Source organism: Bradyrhizobium sp. 215_C5_N1_1, from assembly GCF_052075935.1.
GTDB lineage: Bacteria > Pseudomonadota > Alphaproteobacteria > Rhizobiales > Xanthobacteraceae > Bradyrhizobium > Bradyrhizobium barranii.
On record NZ_CP197228.1, the window covers coordinates 2,247,832 to 2,265,315 of the forward strand.

The 17,484-nt window shown below is 63.7% G+C and carries 11 protein-coding genes and 1 tRNA gene; 9 read left to right on the top strand and 3 right to left on the bottom strand.

Features of this window, described 5'->3' with window-relative positions:
• Window positions 1-12 precede the first annotated feature (12 nt).
• The gene (locus AB7G19_RS10550; RefSeq protein WP_441267782.1) at window positions 13-1,113 is read right to left on the bottom strand and encodes an NAD(P)/FAD-dependent oxidoreductase; all 1,101 of its coding nucleotides are present in this window, start codon (window positions 1,111-1,113) and stop codon (window positions 13-15) included.
• A gap of 225 nt (window positions 1,114-1,338) precedes the next feature.
• On the opposite strand from AB7G19_RS10550, the gene AB7G19_RS10555 reads away from it, so the two are divergent.
• Entirely contained in the window at window positions 1,339-3,228 is a 1,890-nt protein-coding gene (locus AB7G19_RS10555; protein WP_441267783.1) for a peroxidase family protein, read from the top strand.
• An 87-nt stretch (window positions 3,229-3,315) separates the two neighbouring features.
• Here the strand turns inward: AB7G19_RS10555 and AB7G19_RS10560 are convergent, their stop codons facing one another.
• Window positions 3,316-4,533: an SMP-30/gluconolactonase/LRE family protein gene (locus AB7G19_RS10560; protein WP_441267784.1), complete on the bottom strand. Its 1,218-nt coding sequence runs from the start codon at window positions 4,531-4,533 to the stop codon at window positions 3,316-3,318.
• A gap of 305 nt (window positions 4,534-4,838) precedes the next feature.
• Here AB7G19_RS10560 and AB7G19_RS10565 point away from each other — a divergent pair, with 305 nt between their 5' ends.
• The 7 genes from AB7G19_RS10565 (at window position 4,839) to AB7G19_RS10595 (ending at window position 13,254) form a co-directional block, all read left to right on the top strand.
• Window positions 4,839-5,084: a hypothetical protein gene (locus AB7G19_RS10565; protein WP_441267785.1), complete on the top strand. Its 246-nt coding sequence runs from the start codon at window positions 4,839-4,841 to the stop codon at window positions 5,082-5,084.
• A 532-nt stretch (window positions 5,085-5,616) separates the two neighbouring features.
• Window positions 5,617-7,179 carry a 2-isopropylmalate synthase gene (locus AB7G19_RS10570; RefSeq protein ID WP_063981681.1) on the top strand — a complete coding sequence of 521 codons (1,563 nt, stop codon included), beginning with the start codon at window positions 5,617-5,619 and terminating at the stop codon, window positions 7,177-7,179.
• 173 nt (window positions 7,180-7,352) lie between these two features.
• Window positions 7,353-9,062 (top strand): beta strand repeat-containing protein, encoded by a 1,710-nt coding sequence (locus AB7G19_RS10575; protein WP_441267786.1) that lies wholly within the window; start codon window positions 7,353-7,355, stop codon window positions 9,060-9,062.
• Window positions 9,059-10,954 (top strand): hypothetical protein, encoded by a 1,896-nt coding sequence (locus AB7G19_RS10580; protein WP_441267787.1) that lies wholly within the window; start codon window positions 9,059-9,061, stop codon window positions 10,952-10,954. The genes AB7G19_RS10575 and AB7G19_RS10580 overlap by 4 nt, the downstream gene beginning before the upstream one ends.
• Window positions 10,955-11,176: 222 nt before the next feature.
• Window positions 11,177-12,190, top strand: a complete 1,014-nt coding sequence (locus AB7G19_RS10585) for a TRAP transporter substrate-binding protein (protein WP_063981683.1) — start codon at window positions 11,177-11,179, stop codon at window positions 12,188-12,190.
• Between the two features lie 199 nt (window positions 12,191-12,389).
• Window positions 12,390-12,998: a Spy/CpxP family protein refolding chaperone gene (locus AB7G19_RS10590; protein WP_441267788.1), complete on the top strand. Its 609-nt coding sequence runs from the start codon at window positions 12,390-12,392 to the stop codon at window positions 12,996-12,998.
• Window positions 12,999-13,178: 180 nt separating this feature from the next.
• Window positions 13,179-13,254, top strand: a tRNA-Lys gene (locus tag AB7G19_RS10595).
• Between the two features lie 61 nt (window positions 13,255-13,315).
• Here AB7G19_RS10595 and AB7G19_RS10600 read toward each other — a convergent pair.
• Complete coding sequence (locus AB7G19_RS10600) at window positions 13,316-14,338, bottom strand: tyrosine-type recombinase/integrase (RefSeq protein ID WP_038959757.1); 1,023 nt, start codon at window positions 14,336-14,338, stop codon at window positions 13,316-13,318.
• Window positions 14,339-15,459: 1,121 nt separating this feature from the next.
• On the opposite strand from AB7G19_RS10600, the gene AB7G19_RS10605 reads away from it, so the two are divergent.
• On the top strand, window positions 15,460-17,460 hold the full coding sequence (locus AB7G19_RS10605) for a ParB/RepB/Spo0J family partition protein (RefSeq protein ID WP_441267789.1): 2,001 nt from the start codon (window positions 15,460-15,462) through the stop codon (window positions 17,458-17,460).
• The last annotated feature ends 24 nt before the right edge of the window (window positions 17,461-17,484 follow it).

The window sequence follows — 17,484 nt, forward strand, 5'->3', positions numbered from 1 at the left end:
AGCGATGCCGGTTCAGCGCGCTTGCAGCAGTGATGGATCGAGCGGCCTCAACCGGGCCGGATCGAATGGCGACAAGTCTACACGCGCCGCATCCTCGGCGATCAGCTGTGCCAGCGCTTCGCCGGTGGCGGGCGCATTGAGGATGCCCCAGACATTGTGCCCGGTCGCAACATAGAGGCCTTCGCTCTGCGGCACCTTGCCGATCAACGGCAGGCCATCCTCAGTCACCGGTCGGAAGCAGGCCTGCTGCGCGATGATCTTTTCGGGACGAAACATTGGCGACAGCCGTTCGCACATGATTTGCAGGCGCGCGATCGCATCGACGTCCGGCGTTACGGCCGCCGGATCGAGCGGCAGCGGCGCGATGTCCGAGAGTGCGGTGATATGCGTGCTGCCATCGGCGCGTGGAAAGACCTCGATCGACACGGCGCTGCCGTCCTCGTCATACTCCAGGAACAACGCATCGGCCGGAACGTCGGGGCCGATGTCGTACACGATGCTCGGGCTGCGCTGGCCATAAACGGCGGGCAGGCGCATCCATTGCGCGGCGAGCAGCGACCATGGTCCCATCGCGATCACGACGGCGTCCGCCTCAACGAGGCTGCCTTCGACCTCGACACCCTTCGCGGTCGTCCCATTCGCGTCGCGCGCGATGCCCGTGATGCGGCCAACGCGAAGCTCGGCGCCTTGCGCGACTGCCGCGTTCATCACGGCTGACGTAAATTTGCGGGGATGAACGATCGCAGTCGTCTCAGTCGTACCGATGCGCTGCGCGATGACGACGCCGTTGGCGAGCCAGCCGAGCGCGGATGGTGCATTCCGGCGCGGATCGCCGTCGGGAGCAACAAAGCCGCTATAGGCGGTCATCGGGCGATAGCCCCAATCGCCGGCGATCTCCTCCGCCAGCTGCGCGTGAAGCGCAAAGCTTCGCCGCGCGAGTACGTCGAGCGGCGAGCCGGCGCACCAGTCACGCGCCAGAAAGCCGCCGGCCTTGCCGGAGGCGGCGGCCGCGACCTCGGTCCGTTCGACCACGACGACGTCGATGCCGTGGCGCCGGAGAAACAAGGCGGTGCAGGCCCCGATCACGCCGCCGCCGCAGATGATGACGCGCATGGCTTGTTCCTTGGATAGTGCTGCGCTGATGTGCGCAACATCGCCTGTTCGGCACGATCGTTCAGGCCAAGATTGCCGCTTCGCCGCTAGAGGTGCAATTCTGTCGTATATCGAATGTCGTCACTCAACGATCATGCGAGCGTCATAAAGAATCACAAAAGCGTCATGCCGCAAGCCGCCAATGGAGCAGGCGCTGGGGCGAACACTCTACGGGGAGGGTAAACCATGGCGCTCAGATTCCGCAGCATCGACGGCTCCAACAACAATCGTGCGGATCCCACCTTGAACCAGGCCGACACCGACTTTGCTCGGCTGGGGCCGGCAAATTTCGTCGATGGGGTCAATGAAATGACGCCAGGTCCGAATCCGCGCGAGATCAGCAACATTGTCGTGGCGCAGACGGATATTGGCGATGGCGAGGAAGGCCCGCATCTGGTGGATGACGCCGGCGTCGCGCTGTCAGGCATGATGTATGCGTGGGGCCAGTTCATCGATCACGATCTGGATCTGCAGAAGGAGGGCACAGGCACGGATGATATCTCGATCAAGGTCCCCGCTGATGATGAGTTTCTGCCGCCCGGCAGCATGATCGCGTTGACGCGGGTGGCGATCGATCCTGCGACGGGGGTCACCGGGCATCCGGCAGCCGCGATCAATACGGTGACGGGTTGGCTGGACGGATCGCAGATCTACGGTTCCGACGCGGCCACCGCAGCGAGCCTGCGAACGGCCGACGGCCATATGAAGGTGTCGGCGGGAGACAATCTCCCGATCGTCGAGACCGAGCACGGCAACGTCTTTGCGGCCGGTGACGTCCGGGCGCAGGAGAATCCCGACCTGACCGCCTTGCAAGTCTTGTTTGTGCGCGAGCACAATTACCAAGTCGATCGACTGCACGAGGACCATCCGAACTGGAGCGGCGACAAGCTATACGAGACGGCCAAGGCCATCACCACGGCCGAGATGGTCAACATCACCTACAACGAGTTCCTGCCGCATCTGTTGGGCGAGGACGCCATCAAGCCGTACCAAGGCTATGACCGCACGGCGGACGCGCGGATCACCGAAGAGTTTGCCGGTGCGGCCTTTCGCTTTGGTCACTCCATCGTCTCCGACGAGATCAGTGCGACCAGCAATCTGGGTGCCTTTACGTCGCAGCAGACGCTGGCGCAATCGTTCTTCGAAGACACGGCGACTTTCAAGGCGACTGGTGCGGATGGCCTGCTGCGGCATCTGTCGGGGGACCTGGCCAACCCGCTGGACGCTCACATTGTCGATGGCTTGCGAAACCTCCTGTTCGATCCTCCGGACGGCATGGATCTGGCAGCGATCAATATCCAACGCGGCCATGATCTTGGGCTGGGTACACTGAACCAAACCCGGGAGGGGCTGGGGCTAGCGCCTTACACCAGCTTCGATCAGTTCAGCTCTGATCCGGCGACGGCAGCAGCGTTCGAGAAAGCCTATGGTTCGATCGATGCCGTCGATTTGTGGGCCGGTGGATTGGCTGAGGATCATGCGCCAGGAGCCGTCATCGGGCCCACCTTCGGCATAATCATCGCCGACCAGTTCAGCGCTTTGCGCGACGGCGATCGCTACTACTTCGAGAACCAGGGTTTCGATAATCAGACCCTGAATGAGATAAAGAACACCACGCTGTCGGACCTCATTCTGCGCGACACCGATACCATTGCGATGCAGAGCGATGCCTTCGTCGCCACCGAGCGGCACAGCGGCACGCTGGGCGGCGTAGACCCGACCGGAGAAAAGGCTGCAGCAGGCATGGCGCAGCTTGTGGTCGGATCTCCCGGCAGGGATACCCTGACCGGCGGAGATCTGGATGACACGCTGGTCGCCGCGGCCGGCCGCATGACCATGACCGGAGGTGCCGGTGCCGACACATTCGAATTCGACCTTGGTGTTCTCGCAGGTAAGCACAACACCGCGGTCATCACCGACTTCGATCCCAAACAGGACAAGCTGCAATTTTCGAACGACGTTCACGTCACGAAATCATCTGACCATCATGGCGGAACCCTGTTGCAGGTCGGCTCCGAGACCATCGACCTGCTGGGCGTAAAGCCGTATGAGATGCATCATCACGAATGGGGATAATGCTGGGTCGCTTCAAACGAGCGATACAGCATCATTCGGCGCCGGCGAGGTACGCCGGCGCCGTGTCGTGATCCGCTCCGTGCCGCCTCAGCCCGGACCAGCGCCCTGCGTCGCCGTATACACCGCGTAGAGCGACTGGCTCGCGGCCATGAACAGGCGGTTGCGCTTGGGGCCGCCGAAGCAGACGTTGCCGCACACTTCCGGCAGGCGGATGCGGCCGAGCAGCTTGCCCGCCGGCGACCACACCGTCACACCGCTATAGCCGACGGCGCGCCCGGCGTTGCTGGAGGACCAGACATTGCCGTTGACGTCGCAGCGCAGGCCGTCGGGCCCGCACTTCACGCCGTCGATCACGCAGTCGCTGAACTTCTTCACGTTGGAGAGCTTGTTGTCGGCGCCGACGTCGAACACGAAGATCTCGCCCTTGCCGCCGGGCCCGGTGTCGCCCGGTCCCTTGCCGGTCGAGGCGACGTAGAGCTTCTTGTAGTCCGGTGAGAAGCACAGGCCGTTGGGATCGGGCACCTGGTCCTCGGTGACGACGAGGTCGATGCGACCCGAGGGATCGATGCGATAACAGTTGGTCGGCAGCTCGCGCTTGCCCGGCACGAAGCCGGCCGGCTGTCCGATCCGCGGATTGAGCTTGCCGCCTGCATTGCTCGGGCCGCCCGCCACGTCGGGCTCGCCTTCATAGAGCTGGCCGCCATAGGGCGGGTCGGTGAACCAGTAGCTGCCGTCGGGATGCGCGGCGACGTCGTTCGGCGAGTTCAGGCGTTTGCCCTGATAGGAGTCCGCGAGCACCGTGGCTGTGCCATCGTGCTCGTAGCGCGTCACCCGCCGGGTCAGGTGTTCGCAGGAGAGCTGACGGCCCTGGAAGTCGAACGAGTTGCCGTTGGAATTGTTGGAGGGCGTGCGGAACACGCTGACGCGGCCGTCGTCCTCGGTCCAGCGCATCTGCCGGTTGTTGGGGATGTCGCTCCACAACAGATACCGGCCCTGCGCGCTCCAGGCCGGGCCTTCGGCCCACAACAGTCCGGTGTAGAGGCGCTTGATCGCGGTGTTGGGCTGCGCCAGATCGTCGAAGGACGGATCGACGGTGATGATGTCGGGGTCCGAGAAATAAGTCGTCGGCGCGCCGTTGGGGCCGAAATCGCGCGGCGGGGTGGTGATCGTCGTTGGCGGTGCGGCAGGTCCGGTCTGGGCCAGCGTGGGGCCGGCTACGGTCGCCGCAGCGCCGAGCGCAAGTCCCCGCACGAGTGTTCGTCGTGAAAGCGCAGCATCCTGGTCACGCTGCTCTGGGCGTTTCATCGCGTCCTCCCGGTTATGTTCGGCTGGCCGGTTGATCCGGCCGAGCGGGCGAAGGTTAGTCCGGTCCGCGGCCGGTTGCGAGGGGCAGGTACGCATCCTCCGCGCGATGGCAGGCTTGCGAAGGCTGGAACGCGGCGGCATTGCGGCGAGGCGAGGGCAGGAGCGGCAATTCGTCTCGGTCTCGTCGTTCGGGGCCTGTCGTGGGCTTCGCGCGGTTAGCCGGTGCGGTTTTTAGGACGTGTCAAGCCTTGACCTCACGCGCGATGATGGCAGAACGTTTCCGGGGGTATCAGCCGGAGTTCATTGTGTTAGCCGTTGTTGCACTGGTCATAGCGCTCGCCATCGCGTTCGCCGCCGGCTATTTCACCCGCGATCTCGCCTCCCGCAAACGACGCGCGGAGGCGCGCCGCTGGCGCGAATATACCGAGCCGGGCTGGCTCCGCGCCGCTGAACCTGCCAACACCAACGAGGCCGCCCCCGTCGCGACCGGCGAGCTCGGCCAGATGCTGGACCGTTGGGAAAGCAGGGCCCGCGCCCGCCGCGCGGGATAGCCTGACCGCAACGCGGGTGAGGAGCGATACCCGGGCGACCTTCCCGCATATCGCTCCAGTCTCGCGCTGCCCGGCGACACCCTCATATTTTCAGCTTATAAAATTCGGATTTGCCGTATGATCCGTGCGACGGACCGGTCGTCGCGCCGCACATTGCAGATCTGGCGGCAGGTCAGTCCTCCTGACCATCTTTTGGCGTTGCGGTTGCAGCCGTTTCTCGTCTAGAAACGGCGCATCGAGCCTCCCGGCAACCAACCGTCAACGGTTTTGACCGAGGATTTGAGGGCTCAAAAGGGTCTGGCAATGCTGATTCGCGGCCAAATCGATGGGATTTCGGGGGAGGTGGCTCTGGCCGCCGCCACGATCCCGGCCGCGCTGCTGCCCACCCTCCTGATTGGCGGCCTTCTTCTTACTTGCCCCTGAGGGCCGGCTGGGCGCCATGCGCCTGGGCGCTCAGGGGTTGGTCGAGATCACCGGACACCTCAAGCGCCCAGCAGACTGACGGCGCAAAAAGCTCAAAAGGAATTTTGCAATGGCCCCCGTGAACAAGTCCGATAAGGACCGCGTCATCATTTTCGACACCACGCTGCGCGACGGCGAGCAGTGCCCCGGCGCCACCATGACGTTCGAGGAGAAGATCGAGATCGCCGAGATGCTCGACGACATGGGCGTCGACGTCATCGAGGCCGGTTTCCCGATCACCTCCGAAGGCGACTTCCAGGCCGTCAGCGAGATCGCCCGCCGCTCCAAGAACTCGGTGATCGCCGGCCTGTCGCGTGCCAACCCGAAGGACATCGACCGCTGCGCCGAAGCGGTGAAATTCGCCAGGCGCGGCCGCGTCCACACCGTGATCGCGACCTCGCCGCTGCACATGCGCGTCAAGCTGAACATGACGCCGGAGCAGGTGATGGAGCTCTCGATCGCCAACGTGACCCGCGCCCGCAACCAGATCGACGACGTCGAATGGTCGGCCGAGGACGCCACCCGCAGCGAGATGGACTATCTCTGCCGCATCGTCGAGGCCGTGATCAAGGCCGGCGCGACCACCGTCAATATCCCCGATACCGTCGGCTACACCACGCCCGAGGAATATGCCCGTTTCATGCGCACGCTGATCGAGCGCGTGCCGAACTCCGACAAGGCGGTATTCTCGGTTCATTGCCATAACGACCTCGGGATGGCCGTGGCGAATTCGCTGGCCGGCATTGCCGGCGGCGCGCGGCAGATCGAGTGCACCGTCAACGGCATCGGCGAGCGGGCTGGCAACGCTTCCCTCGAGGAAGTCGTGATGGCCATCAACGTCCGCAACGACGTGTTTCCGTGGTGGAACAAGATCGACACCACGCAGCTGACGCGCGCCTCGAAGGTCGTGTCGGCCGCAACCTCGTTCCCGGTCCAGTACAACAAGGCGATCGTCGGCCGCAACGCCTTCGCCCATGAGAGCGGCATCCATCAGGATGGCGTGCTGAAGGACGCCTCGACCTACGAGATCATGCGGCCCGAGATGGTCGGGTTGAAGCAGTCGTCGCTGGTGCTCGGCAAGCATTCCGGCCGCCACGCCTTCGTGCACAAGCTGGAGGAGATGGGCTACAAGCTCGGCGCCAACCAGCTGGAGGATGCGTTCACGCGGATGAAGGCACTGGCCGACCGCAAGAAGGACATCTACGACGAGGACATCGAGGCGCTGGTCGACGAGGAGATGGCGGCCTCCCACGACCGCATCAAGCTGACCTCGCTGACCGTGATCGCCGGCACCCACGGCCCGCAGCGCGCGACCATGAAGCTCGACGTCGACGGCCAGATCAGGATCGAGGAAGCCGAAGGAAACGGGCCGGTCGACGCGGTCTTCAACTGCATCAAGGCGCTGGTGCCCCATGAGGCAAAGCTCGAGCTGTATCAGGTCCATGCGGTGACCGAAGGCACCGACGCGCAGGCCGAAGTCTCGGTGCGGCTGTCCCATGACGGCCGTTCCATGACGGCACGCGCAGCGGATCCGGATACGCTGGTGGCCTCGGCAAAGGCCTATCTCGGCGCGCTCAACAAGATCGTCATGAAGCGCCAGCGCGATACGGTGACGACGGCAGCGGCGAGCTGACGCTTCATCCTCTCCGGTTCATCGGCAAACGCGGCGCCCTCGGCGCCGCGTTTTTCGTTTGGCACACGATCCCGTTATGCGGGGGTGTATCGCAATAAATATGTTATTAACATGTCATGTTAACATTCCATTAACCGGCAGCGTTGCGCGCCCTTGCTGCTGGAGAATTTGGAATGCCCCTTTCCGCTGGTTCGATCGCCTTCACCGGTTTCAACGGTGACGGCAACGATAATTTGTCCTTTGTCGCCCTGACCGACATCCCGCAGGGCACTGTCATCAATTTCACAGACAGCAACTGGAACGGCTCCGCCTTCGCAACCGGCAGCAACGCCGAAAGCACGATCGCCTGGACCGCGACCGGCGCGATTCCCGCCGGCACCGTCATCGACATCAACAACATCGGCAAGGGCACGTTCGGCACCAGCGCCGGCTCGGCCACTTTCACCAACGCCAACAATACCGGCCTGTCCAACGATAGCGAGGTCGTCTACGCCTATGTCGGCACCTCGACGTCGCCGACCTTCCTCGCCGCGATCTCCAATGTCGGCTATGCGACCTCCGACGGCACGCTGACCGGCACCGGCCTCGTCGCCGGCCAGACCGCGGTCAGCTTCACCGGCGGCCTCGACATCGTCGGCTATAACGGCCCGCGCTCCGGCTTCGCCAGCTTCGCGGACTACCTCGCCGCGATCGGCAACATCGCCAATTGGGCCACCCAGAACGGCAGCGGTGACCAGAGTACGGACGGCACCACGCCCGACGCACCGTTCCCGATTACTGCCTTCACCGTTGCGGCGCCCGCCACGCAGACGATCTCGTTCTCGTCGCCGAGCGTGTCGGTTGCCGAGGGGCAGAGCGGCACCAAGACCATGACTTTCACCATTGCGCGCACCGGCGGCACCACCGGCGTGCTCAGCTTCTCCGGCAGCTTCGCCGCCGGCACCACCGATGCGGCCGATTTCGGCGGCACGCTGCCGGCCTCGACCTTCAGCGGCAGCTTCGCCGACGGTGCGTCCTCGGCGACAATCACCATCACGATCTCAGGCGACACCACCGCGGAGCCCGACGAGAGTTTTACGCTCACGCTCACCAGCGCCAGCAATCCGGGCGCGGCGGTTACGATCGGCACCGCGACGGCGACCGGCACCATCGCCAATGACGACGGCACTCTCGTCTCCGGCAACTCGTCGAACCCGATTACGCTGGCGAACAACGATCATCTGACCGTTCTCGCCGGCGCGACCCTGTCGGGCTCGACCCCGGTCACCTGGATCGGCGGCAGCACCTCGCCCGGCGCGGTGGTCGACAATTCCGGCACCATCACCGGCACCAGCCGCGCGATCGCCACCAGCGGTTCGACCAGCGGCAGCCTCACCATCAACAACAAGGCCGGCGCCACCATCACCGCGACCAAGGACGCGGTGAAGATCTCGAACCTAGTCCCGGGCAAGAGCGGCACCTTCACCGTCAACAACGAGGGCACGATCTCGTCGACCGGGACCGGCAGCAATGCCGGCCAGGCGCTCGATCTCGACGACATCAATTCGAGCGGCGCCAATACCGTCATCAACAACGCGGCAACCGGCGTGATCTCGGCGGCCGATGCCGACGCGATCCGGCCCGGCGCCAACGCCACCATCAACAATTACGGCCAGATCGTCAGCCATAACGCTTCGGCGGCCTCTGATGGCAACGACGCGATCGACTTCCAGTCGGTCAACGCCGGCGGCGTGGTCAACAACTACGCCGGCGGAATCATCGACGGCGCCCGCCACGCCATCACCGGCGACCAGCCGATCACCGTCAACAACGACGGCACGATCACCGGCCGCAGCGGCTCCGGCATCAACATGGACAGCGCGGCTAACACGACGACGGTGTGACCAACCGCGGCACCATCACCGGCACGGCGGTCGGCGGTGCTGACGCCGACGGCGTCGATGTCGACGGTCTGGTCTCGATCGACAATTTCGGGACGATCGCAGCGGTCGGCCTGACCAGCGGCGCCAACGGCCTCAACGAGGCGCTCGCGATCGGCGGCGGCTTCGTCCACAACGAGGTGGGCGGCCTGATCATCAGCGATCAGCGCGCGGTCACCGTGGACGACAGCAATGACGGTAGCGCCTTCGGCGTCATGACCATCATCAACGACGGCACGATCCGCGGCAACAACGGCGAGGCGATCTCGATCGTCGGCGCCTTCGGCGATACCGTTACCAACACGGGCGGCATTTTCGGCAGCGTCGCCACCGACGGCGGCAACGATACGCTCACCAACAGCGGCTCCATCATCGGTGACGTCTCGATGGGCGCGGGCGATGACAGCATCAATCTGGCCGCCGCTTCGATCGTCACCGGCACGATCGACGGCGGCGACGGCGTCGACACGCTGGTGCTGTCGGGCAGTGGCTCCGGTTCGCTCCTTGGCGCGGTCGTCAATGTCGAGAAGCTCGACGTCCAGAGCGGCGTCTGGCGGATCAAGGACGCGTCCGGCTATTCCGACATCCAGGTCGAGAGCGGCGCGGCAGTCGTGCTGGAGGGCTCGGCCAATGGAATGGTGGTTGCCGCGGGGGCCGCGCAGCTGGTGTTCGGTCTGGCCTCGAACTCGGTGATCTCGGGCAATCAATACATCCAGATCGGCGGCTCGGCCGACGGCACGACGATCGAGGCCGGCGGCGACCAGGATATCCTTGGCGGTGGTATCGCGACCAACACCACCGTGGACGGTGGCACCCAGAACGTCTTCGGCGTTGCAATCCAGACCACGGTCGCGAATGGCGGCTTCCAGCACGTTCACAACAATGCTTTCAACACCATCGTCAATGCCGGGGGTGAGCAGAACGTCTACATCGACGGCAGTGCGACCGGATCCACCATCAATGCCGGCGGCATCCAGATCGATTGGGGCTTCACGATCATCACGACGATCAGCGGCGGCGGTCAGTACGTGTTCGGGTCGGCGAGCCTCACGACGATCAATTCGGGCCTGCAGGCCGTGGAGAGCGGCGGCACGGCCTCGGACACGACGATCCATGGCGGCGGGCAGGACGTCTATTTGGGTGGAACCGCGATCAACACCACCATGGATGGCGGCGCCCAGTCGGTCTATGGCGGCACGGTGGTCCAGACCACGATCAGCAATGGCGCCCTCCAGTATCTCCACGGCAACGCGTCGATCACGACGGTCAACGCCGGCGGCCAGCAGAGCGTCTACGCCGACGGCACGGCGACCGGCACCACGATCAATGCCGGCGGAGTCCAGGTCGATTGGGGCGCCGCCAACGCCACCATCGTCAACGGCGGCGTGCAATATGTGTATGGCAGCGCAACCGGCACGACGGTCCTGTCCGGCACGCAGCACGTGCAGGCCGGCGGCAGCGCTGATGACACCACGATCGGCTCGGGCGCGCTTGCCTTCGTCCATGCGGGCGGCACGATCGACGACGTGATCTTCGCCGGTCCCAATGCCTCGCTGGTGCTGGCCCAGGCGTCGGCCTTCACGGGAACGATCTCCGGCTGGCAGGACCATGACAGTCTCGATCTCGGCGACATCCTGTTCAGCGACAGCCTGACCTCGATGGCCTATGCGCAGAACAACGACAACACCGGCGGCACGCTGACGGTCTCCGACGGCACCCACGTCGCGACGCTGCACTTGCTCGGTCAGTACAGCGCCGCCGACTTCGCGATCTCCTCGGACGGGCACGGCGGCACTCTGATCACCGATCCGGCGGTCGCGCAGCAGGCCCAGCTCGCGCCTGCGCTGCACGGCTGAGGTTGCGCGAGGCGGCAACGGCGATGGCAGGGTTTCCCTGCCATCGCCCTGCGCGAGGCAGTCCGGCAGATTTCGCCTCCGGATACCGCATTTTTGCAAGCCGCCCCCTGCTAAGGGGCAATGGCGCCTGTGCCCGCTTCCCTATAATCCTGCCTTCAAGTCTTGAATCTAGGGCTTGGGGGCGACGGTTCGTGCCCCACCAAAAAACGTGCGGGAGGAAGCATGCGGAAACTCATTTGGGCTGCGGCATCGGTTGCGGTCTTGACCGGGGCGTTGGCCCTGACCGGGCCAGCATCGGCCCAATCGCCGATCATCATCAAGTTCAGTCACGTCGTCGCCACCGACACGCCGAAGGGCAAGGCGTCGGAGAAGTTCAAGGAGCTTGCCGAGAAGTACACCGGCGGCAAGGTCAAGATCGAAGTCTACCCGAACTCGACGCTCTACAAGGACAAGGAAGAGCTCGAGGCGCTCCAGCTCGGCAGTGTGCAGATGCTGGCGCCGTCCAACTCGAAGTTCGGCCCGCTCGGCATCCGCGAATTCGAGGTGTTCGATCTGCCTTACATCCTTCCGGACCTGAAGACGCTGCGGAAGGTGACGGAAGGCCCGCTCGGCCTCCGGCTGCTCAAGCTGCTGGACTCCAAGGGCATCACCGGCCTTGCCTATTGGGACAACGGCTTCAAGCAGATGAGCGCGAACAAGAAGCTGGTCACGCCCGCCGACTACCAGGGCGTCAAGTTCCGCATCCAGTCCTCGCGCGTGCTGCAGGCCCAGTTCAAGTCGCTCGGCTCGCTGCCGCAGGTGATGGCGTTCTCGGAAGTCTATCAGGCGCTGCAGACCGGCGTCGTCGACGGCCAGGAGAACACCTGGTCGAACATCTATACGCAGAAGATGCACGAGGTGCAGAAGTACATCACCGAGACCAATCACGGCTACATCGGCTACGTCGTGATCGTGAACAAGAAGTTCTGGGACGATCTGCCAGCCGACATCCGCGACCAGCTGTCGAAGGCGATGAAGGAGGCGACCGACTTCAACAACGCGCAGTCGCAGAAGGAGAACGACGACGCGCTGGCCGAGATCAAGAAGAGCGGCAAGAGCGAGATCATCAAGCTCACGCCGCAGCAGGACGAGGCGATGCGCAAGGCGATGGAGCCGGTCTACAAGGACGCCGCAGGCCGCGTCGGCCAGCCGCTGATCGACGAGTTCCTCAAGGAATCGAAGAGCACGACGAACTGATCCGGATCGACCATCAATGAAGGGGCTTCCGTGCAGCCTGCGCGGAGGCCCTTTTTGTTGCAAATCATTTCAGTCTGCATCTGAATGGACATTCAGGGGAGTTACATCTTCGTAAGAACGCTCTCTCTGTCCAAGTTGTAAGTTGCGCGTCAGCCGTCCGGCGCTCATCCTCACCGGCATCCTTCCAGAGGAGGTCCGTATGAGGAAGTTCACCATCGCCGCCATCGCCGTGCTCAGCATCGCCGGCTCGGGCGCGGTCTATGCCCAATTTCATCGCCCGTGGATGGAGCACTTCCGCCACGTCCGCATGAACCCGGAGGACCGTGCCGCCTTCGTCGACGCGCGGATCGCCGCCGTCCATGCCGGGCTGAAGCTCAACGCCGACCAGGAGAAGCTGTGGCCGCCGGTCGAGGCTGCCGTGCGCGACTTCGCCAAGCTGCGCATCGACCGCGCCAACGCGCGGATGAATGCCGGCCCGGGTGACGCCGGCAAGAACGCCGACAAGCCCGAGGATCCGGTCGCCCGCCTGCGCCAGCGCGCCGAGGACATGGGCGCGACCTCCGCCGCCCTGAAGAAGATCGCCGATGCCGCCGATCCGCTCTACAAGACGCTCGACGAGGGCCAGAAGCGGCGCCTTGCCGTGCTGACCCGCCACCGTGGCCCGTTCGGCGGCGGTGGGGACGGCCCGTCCCGACACTTCATGGAACGGGGCATGGACCGCATGATGGAGCGCGGCATGGACCGCTTCCACGGCGACCGTTTCGACCGTGACGGCGGCCCGGAACGGGATCGCGAGGGCCGGCTCTGAGCCACCCCGTATTTCCCGAGGAATTAGCCCGGGGATTGGCCTTGGCGAAGCCGCTGGAATCCAGCGGCTTTTAGCATTTTCGGGCCTGTGGAAGAACCTTGGAAAACATGCGCCACATCGCTTGCCATACCCGGATCGCTTTGCTAAACGACCGGCCTCGCAAGGCATTGACCGCCTTTCGGGCGCATAGCTCAGTTGGTAGAGCAGCTGACTCTTAATCAGCGGGTCCCAGGTTCGAGCCCTGGTGCGCCCACCATATAAATCAAGCACTTAGCATCTGGCTTGGTATCGTAGGCGACCTCGTTTTACAGGTCGTTTTACAGTTTTGTTCTCGCTTCGAGCTTGAGTACCGCAGCTTCTGCAAGCTGAATGTCGCGACCAAGATAGTGCGCGTCCAGAATGGCCTCGACGTCCTTTAACGAGTGGCCGGTCACAGCCGCGATCTGCGGTACGCTCGCGCCAGCGATCGCCAGCCGAACCACTGCGGTGCCCCTCAAATCGTGAAACGTCAGGTCGCCAATGCCCGCCCGTTCGCAGGCCTTTGCCCACGATGTTCGAAAGCCGTCGGAAGTCCAGGGCCGGCCGAGCGTGTTCGTCAGGATAAGAGGTCCCCGACGCTGCGTGGTGTCGAGCAGAGCTCTCAAGGGAGTGCCGGCAGGCATCACTACGCGGCGCCCGCCTTTCGACTGGCGGAGACGAATATGAGGGCTCTCGTAGGCTGACCAAGGTAAGCGCAAAAGGTCGCCTTGTCGTTGACCGCTCCATAAAGCCAAGATCAGCGCCAACCTGATCTCTTCAGATGCAACTGATAGAACTGCGGCAATGTCCTGCTCGGTCCAGATCTTGTCTCGGCGGTCTGCGACGTAGAGCCGACCACCACGCTCGCAAGGATTGCTGGTGATAATGCCGCGATCTTTCGCGAAGGACAGAATGCGCGCCAACACCGTCCAGGCGAGATCAGCCTTGCGCGGCGTGTTGGCGAATTTGTCGCGCCAGCCTTTGAAGTCGCCGCGAATTCTGCGATCGGCGAGAGCGGCGATCGGCAGGTCAGCGAATTCATCCTCAATGAGCTTGATGTACCTCAAATAGTCACGGCGGGTGGACGCTGCGATCTTGGTGAATTCCGGTGCCGCCTTGTATCGCGCGATGACTGACATGAAGGTGCCGGCCCGAGGCTGCCGTAAGTTCGAATGCGCCTCCTGGTATTGCTGGACGAAATCAGGGGTGCCTGGTTCTGCCTTGATCTGGGGGCCGCCGCGATAGGCGTAATAGTACGTCTTTGGTTCGCCGCTTGAGAGCGTCACCTTTACTTTATGAATCCCTTTGAGATTGACGCGCACGCTTTGCTCTCCACTCGTCCAGCGCGGATGTCGCAACGTCCGGAGTTTGAGTGATGGGTAATCCGCTCAGCGAGTCTAACGCGAGATCGATCGCTTTCAAGTCCCATCGCGACGTGCCAGAAAGAGCAGAGGGTAGTCTTCCGATTTTTACCCAGTTCGAGAAGGTGCTGACTGACAAACCACAGTATGAGGCAGCTTGGTCACGCGACACCAGGCGCTGGCCAATACCGCCCCGAACAGAATCCATCGGAATTATCCAGTCGTGACAGCACCACGCCGAGGTAATTGGAAGATCGCACTTTCGCTGGCTGGCGCAACTGCAAGCACCGGCACGGAGATCAAGCTGCAGCCTTGTGGGAATGCGATCACGCAAGAAGAATCAAGCCAGATCAGGCGGCTCACATTGTCTTGAGATGCGACGAAATCCGTCGAGCGCCGAAGATGGCGATCCTGGATCGGCTCACTCTCCCCGCCGCTGTCTCACTGATTCTGATTTGGGTGCGCGTGCGGCTGTCGCCGCATCGGGCTCTCGTGAACCGAGCGCGTTGCGTCTCGGCCATTCGGCTTCGATCCCTCACGCAAGCAGATATAATGTGTCGCTCGCCGGAGGCACTCGCACGAAGGGCTGCCGCTGCGCGGCACCGCTATCACTGCCCGTCGCGCGGGTGCCTTGGTAACCGGTCTCGCGACTGCACTCGGTCCCGGGTCCCGCCGCGTACCGCGTCGGCGCTATGCTGACCCTCCTGCGGGTGCCTCTTTTGATTTGCTCACTCTTGCTCTTGTTTTCGATCTCTTGTTTTGGCCTGCGCTGACTTGCTCAACGTTCTAACGCTTGAGACCTAATGGGCGCTGCCCCTCGCGCGCGCCAGGGTAAAGCGCCGGCTGGCGCTGGCGCCGACCCGAGCGGTCTCCCCGGTCTTCCGTGCTTTCAAAAGGTCTTCAATTTCTCGAACAGCTCACATGCGCTCGTGCAGACCCGCTTCTATCGAGCGGCCCTTGCGGGCGGGCGATCCCCCTCCGCTCGGGTCGCCCTGGCGCTTGCTACCCCCGGTCTCGCCGACGGGCAGGGGTGCAGGCGCGGAGTGCGCGCTGCACCCATGGAAGCAAAGGGAAGAATGATCATGTCGGCCAAATCAGTTGAAATCATTCCCGCGAACGGGACGGAGGTTTTCATTCCGCTCAACAAGCTCAAGAAGTCCCCGAACAATGCGCGCAAGACGCCGCACAGCGAGGCGGCGATCGAGGGTTATGCGGCGAGTATTGCCGCCAAGGGCATCCTGCAAAATCTGGTGGTTGAGCCCGAGTTGGACGGAGCGGGAACCGCCACGGGGTTCTATCTCGTGACCATCGGCGAGGGCAGGCGGCTTGCACAGCTGCTGCGGGTGAAGCGGAAGGAGATCAAGAAGACTGAGCCGATGCGCTGCATTATCGACACCGCCAACGATCCCCACGAAATCAGCCTGGACGAGAACGTCACCCGCGAAAACATGCATCCCGCCGACCAGTTCGAGGCGTTCCGGAAGCTCGCGGACGAGCGGGGTTTCGGCGCGGAGGAGATCGCCGCCCGCTTTGGCGTGACGCCGCATGTGGTGCGGCAACGCCTCCGGTTGGGTGCGGTTTCCCCCAAATTGGTGCAGCTGTATCGCGATGGCAATCTGACCCTTGACCAGTTGATGGCTTTTGCCATCACTGACGATCAGGCTCGGCAAGAAGGCGTTTATGAGCGTCTGTCCTACGACCGTGATGCCAGCACGATCCGGCGTCTGCTCACCGAAACCCATGTCGCTGCAACCGATCGCCGCGCGCGGTTTGTCGGGCTCGAGGCCTATATCGGGGCAGGCGGTACGATCCTGCGCGACCTCTTTACCGAGGATCGCAGCGGCTATCTGGAAGACGTGGCGCTGCTCGATCTCTTGGTGACAGCACGGCTTGGCCGGGAGGCGGACGCCTTACGGGCAGCCGAGGGATGGAAGTGGACGGAGCCCCATCTCGACTTCCCGCACGCCCACGGCATGCGCCGTGCCTACCCGCATCCGGTCGACCTTTCCGCGGACGATCAGATCGCCCTTCAAGCCGTTCAATCCGAGTTCGATCGGCTGACCGAAGCGCATCAAACGGCTGAGGAACTGCCTGATGAGGTGGACGCGCGGTTCGGCGAGTTGGAGAACCAAATCGAGCAGTTTGAGGCGAAACGGCAGGCGTACGATCCCGGTGACGTCGCGCGCGGCGGCGCGTTCGTGATCCTCAATCACGACGGCACCATCAGGATCGAACGCGGGTTTATCCGCCCCGAGGATGAGAACCCTCATGCCGAAACCGAGCAGGAAGGCGACGCCCAGGCACCGGACGAGGAGGGTGAAGGAGGCGATCAAACCACGCGCGATGAGGGAGAAAACGAGGAGGAAGAGGAGGAACGGAGGCTGTCTGACACGCTCGTTCGCGACCTCTCCGCGCATCGCACCTTGGGGCTGCGCCTCAATCTGAGTGAGCAGCCAGACGTCGCCATCGTGGCGGCCACCCATGCGCTCGCCGCGCAAATCTTCTATGTCGGGGCCAATGCCCATGTGGTTGGCATTCAACCCGTGAAGACGGATTTGGCCACGCATGCGGTCGGAATCGAGGACGCTCCGGCCGGCAAAGCTTGGTCGGATCGCCATGCCAATTGGGCGAGGCAAATGCCGCGCGACGCGGCTCAGCTGTGGGAATTCGTGGTCGAACTCGATCACGACAGCCGCATGGCGCTGTTCGCCCATTGCACGGCGTTGACGGTCAATGCGGTCAAATTGCCATTTGACCTCAGGCCGCGCGCATTGGCGGCGGCCAGCCGTTTGGCCGGGGCCATCGCCCTCGACATGACCGGATACTGGCGACCGACGGTGCAAAGCTATCTCGGCCGGGTCACCAAGGCGCGCATCCTTGAGGCCGTCCGCGAAGGCGTCAGCGAGGAGGCCGCCGAACGTATCTCGGGGATGAAAAAGGCCGAGATGGCAGCTGCCGCCGAGGAGCTGTTGGCGGCAACCGGCTGGTTGCCGTTGTTGCTGCGCACGGCCAAGACGAAGGAGCAGGCCGATGCGCCAGACGGGGCGCAAGGGCATGATTTCTGCTCGGAAGCTGCCGAGTAAGAGGTAAGCCGGGGTCGCAAGGAA

Coding starts and splice junctions, on each gene's coding strand:
- AB7G19_RS10560 (WP_441267784.1), bottom strand. CDS start 4,533: ATGAAACGCCCAGAGCAGCGTGACCAGGATGCTGCGCTTTCACGACGA.
- AB7G19_RS10605 (WP_441267789.1), top strand. CDS start 15,460: ATGTCGGCCAAATCAGTTGAAATCATTCCCGCGAACGGGACGGAGGTT.
- AB7G19_RS10550 (WP_441267782.1), bottom strand. CDS start 1,113: ATGCGCGTCATCATCTGCGGCGGCGGCGTGATCGGGGCCTGCACCGCC.
- AB7G19_RS10555 (WP_441267783.1), top strand. CDS start 1,339: ATGGCGCTCAGATTCCGCAGCATCGACGGCTCCAACAACAATCGTGCG.
- AB7G19_RS10590 (WP_441267788.1), top strand. CDS start 12,390: ATGAGGAAGTTCACCATCGCCGCCATCGCCGTGCTCAGCATCGCCGGC.
- AB7G19_RS10570 (WP_063981681.1), top strand. CDS start 5,617: ATGGCCCCCGTGAACAAGTCCGATAAGGACCGCGTCATCATTTTCGAC.
- AB7G19_RS10585 (WP_063981683.1), top strand. CDS start 11,177: ATGCGGAAACTCATTTGGGCTGCGGCATCGGTTGCGGTCTTGACCGGG.
- AB7G19_RS10575 (WP_441267786.1), top strand. CDS start 7,353: ATGCCCCTTTCCGCTGGTTCGATCGCCTTCACCGGTTTCAACGGTGAC.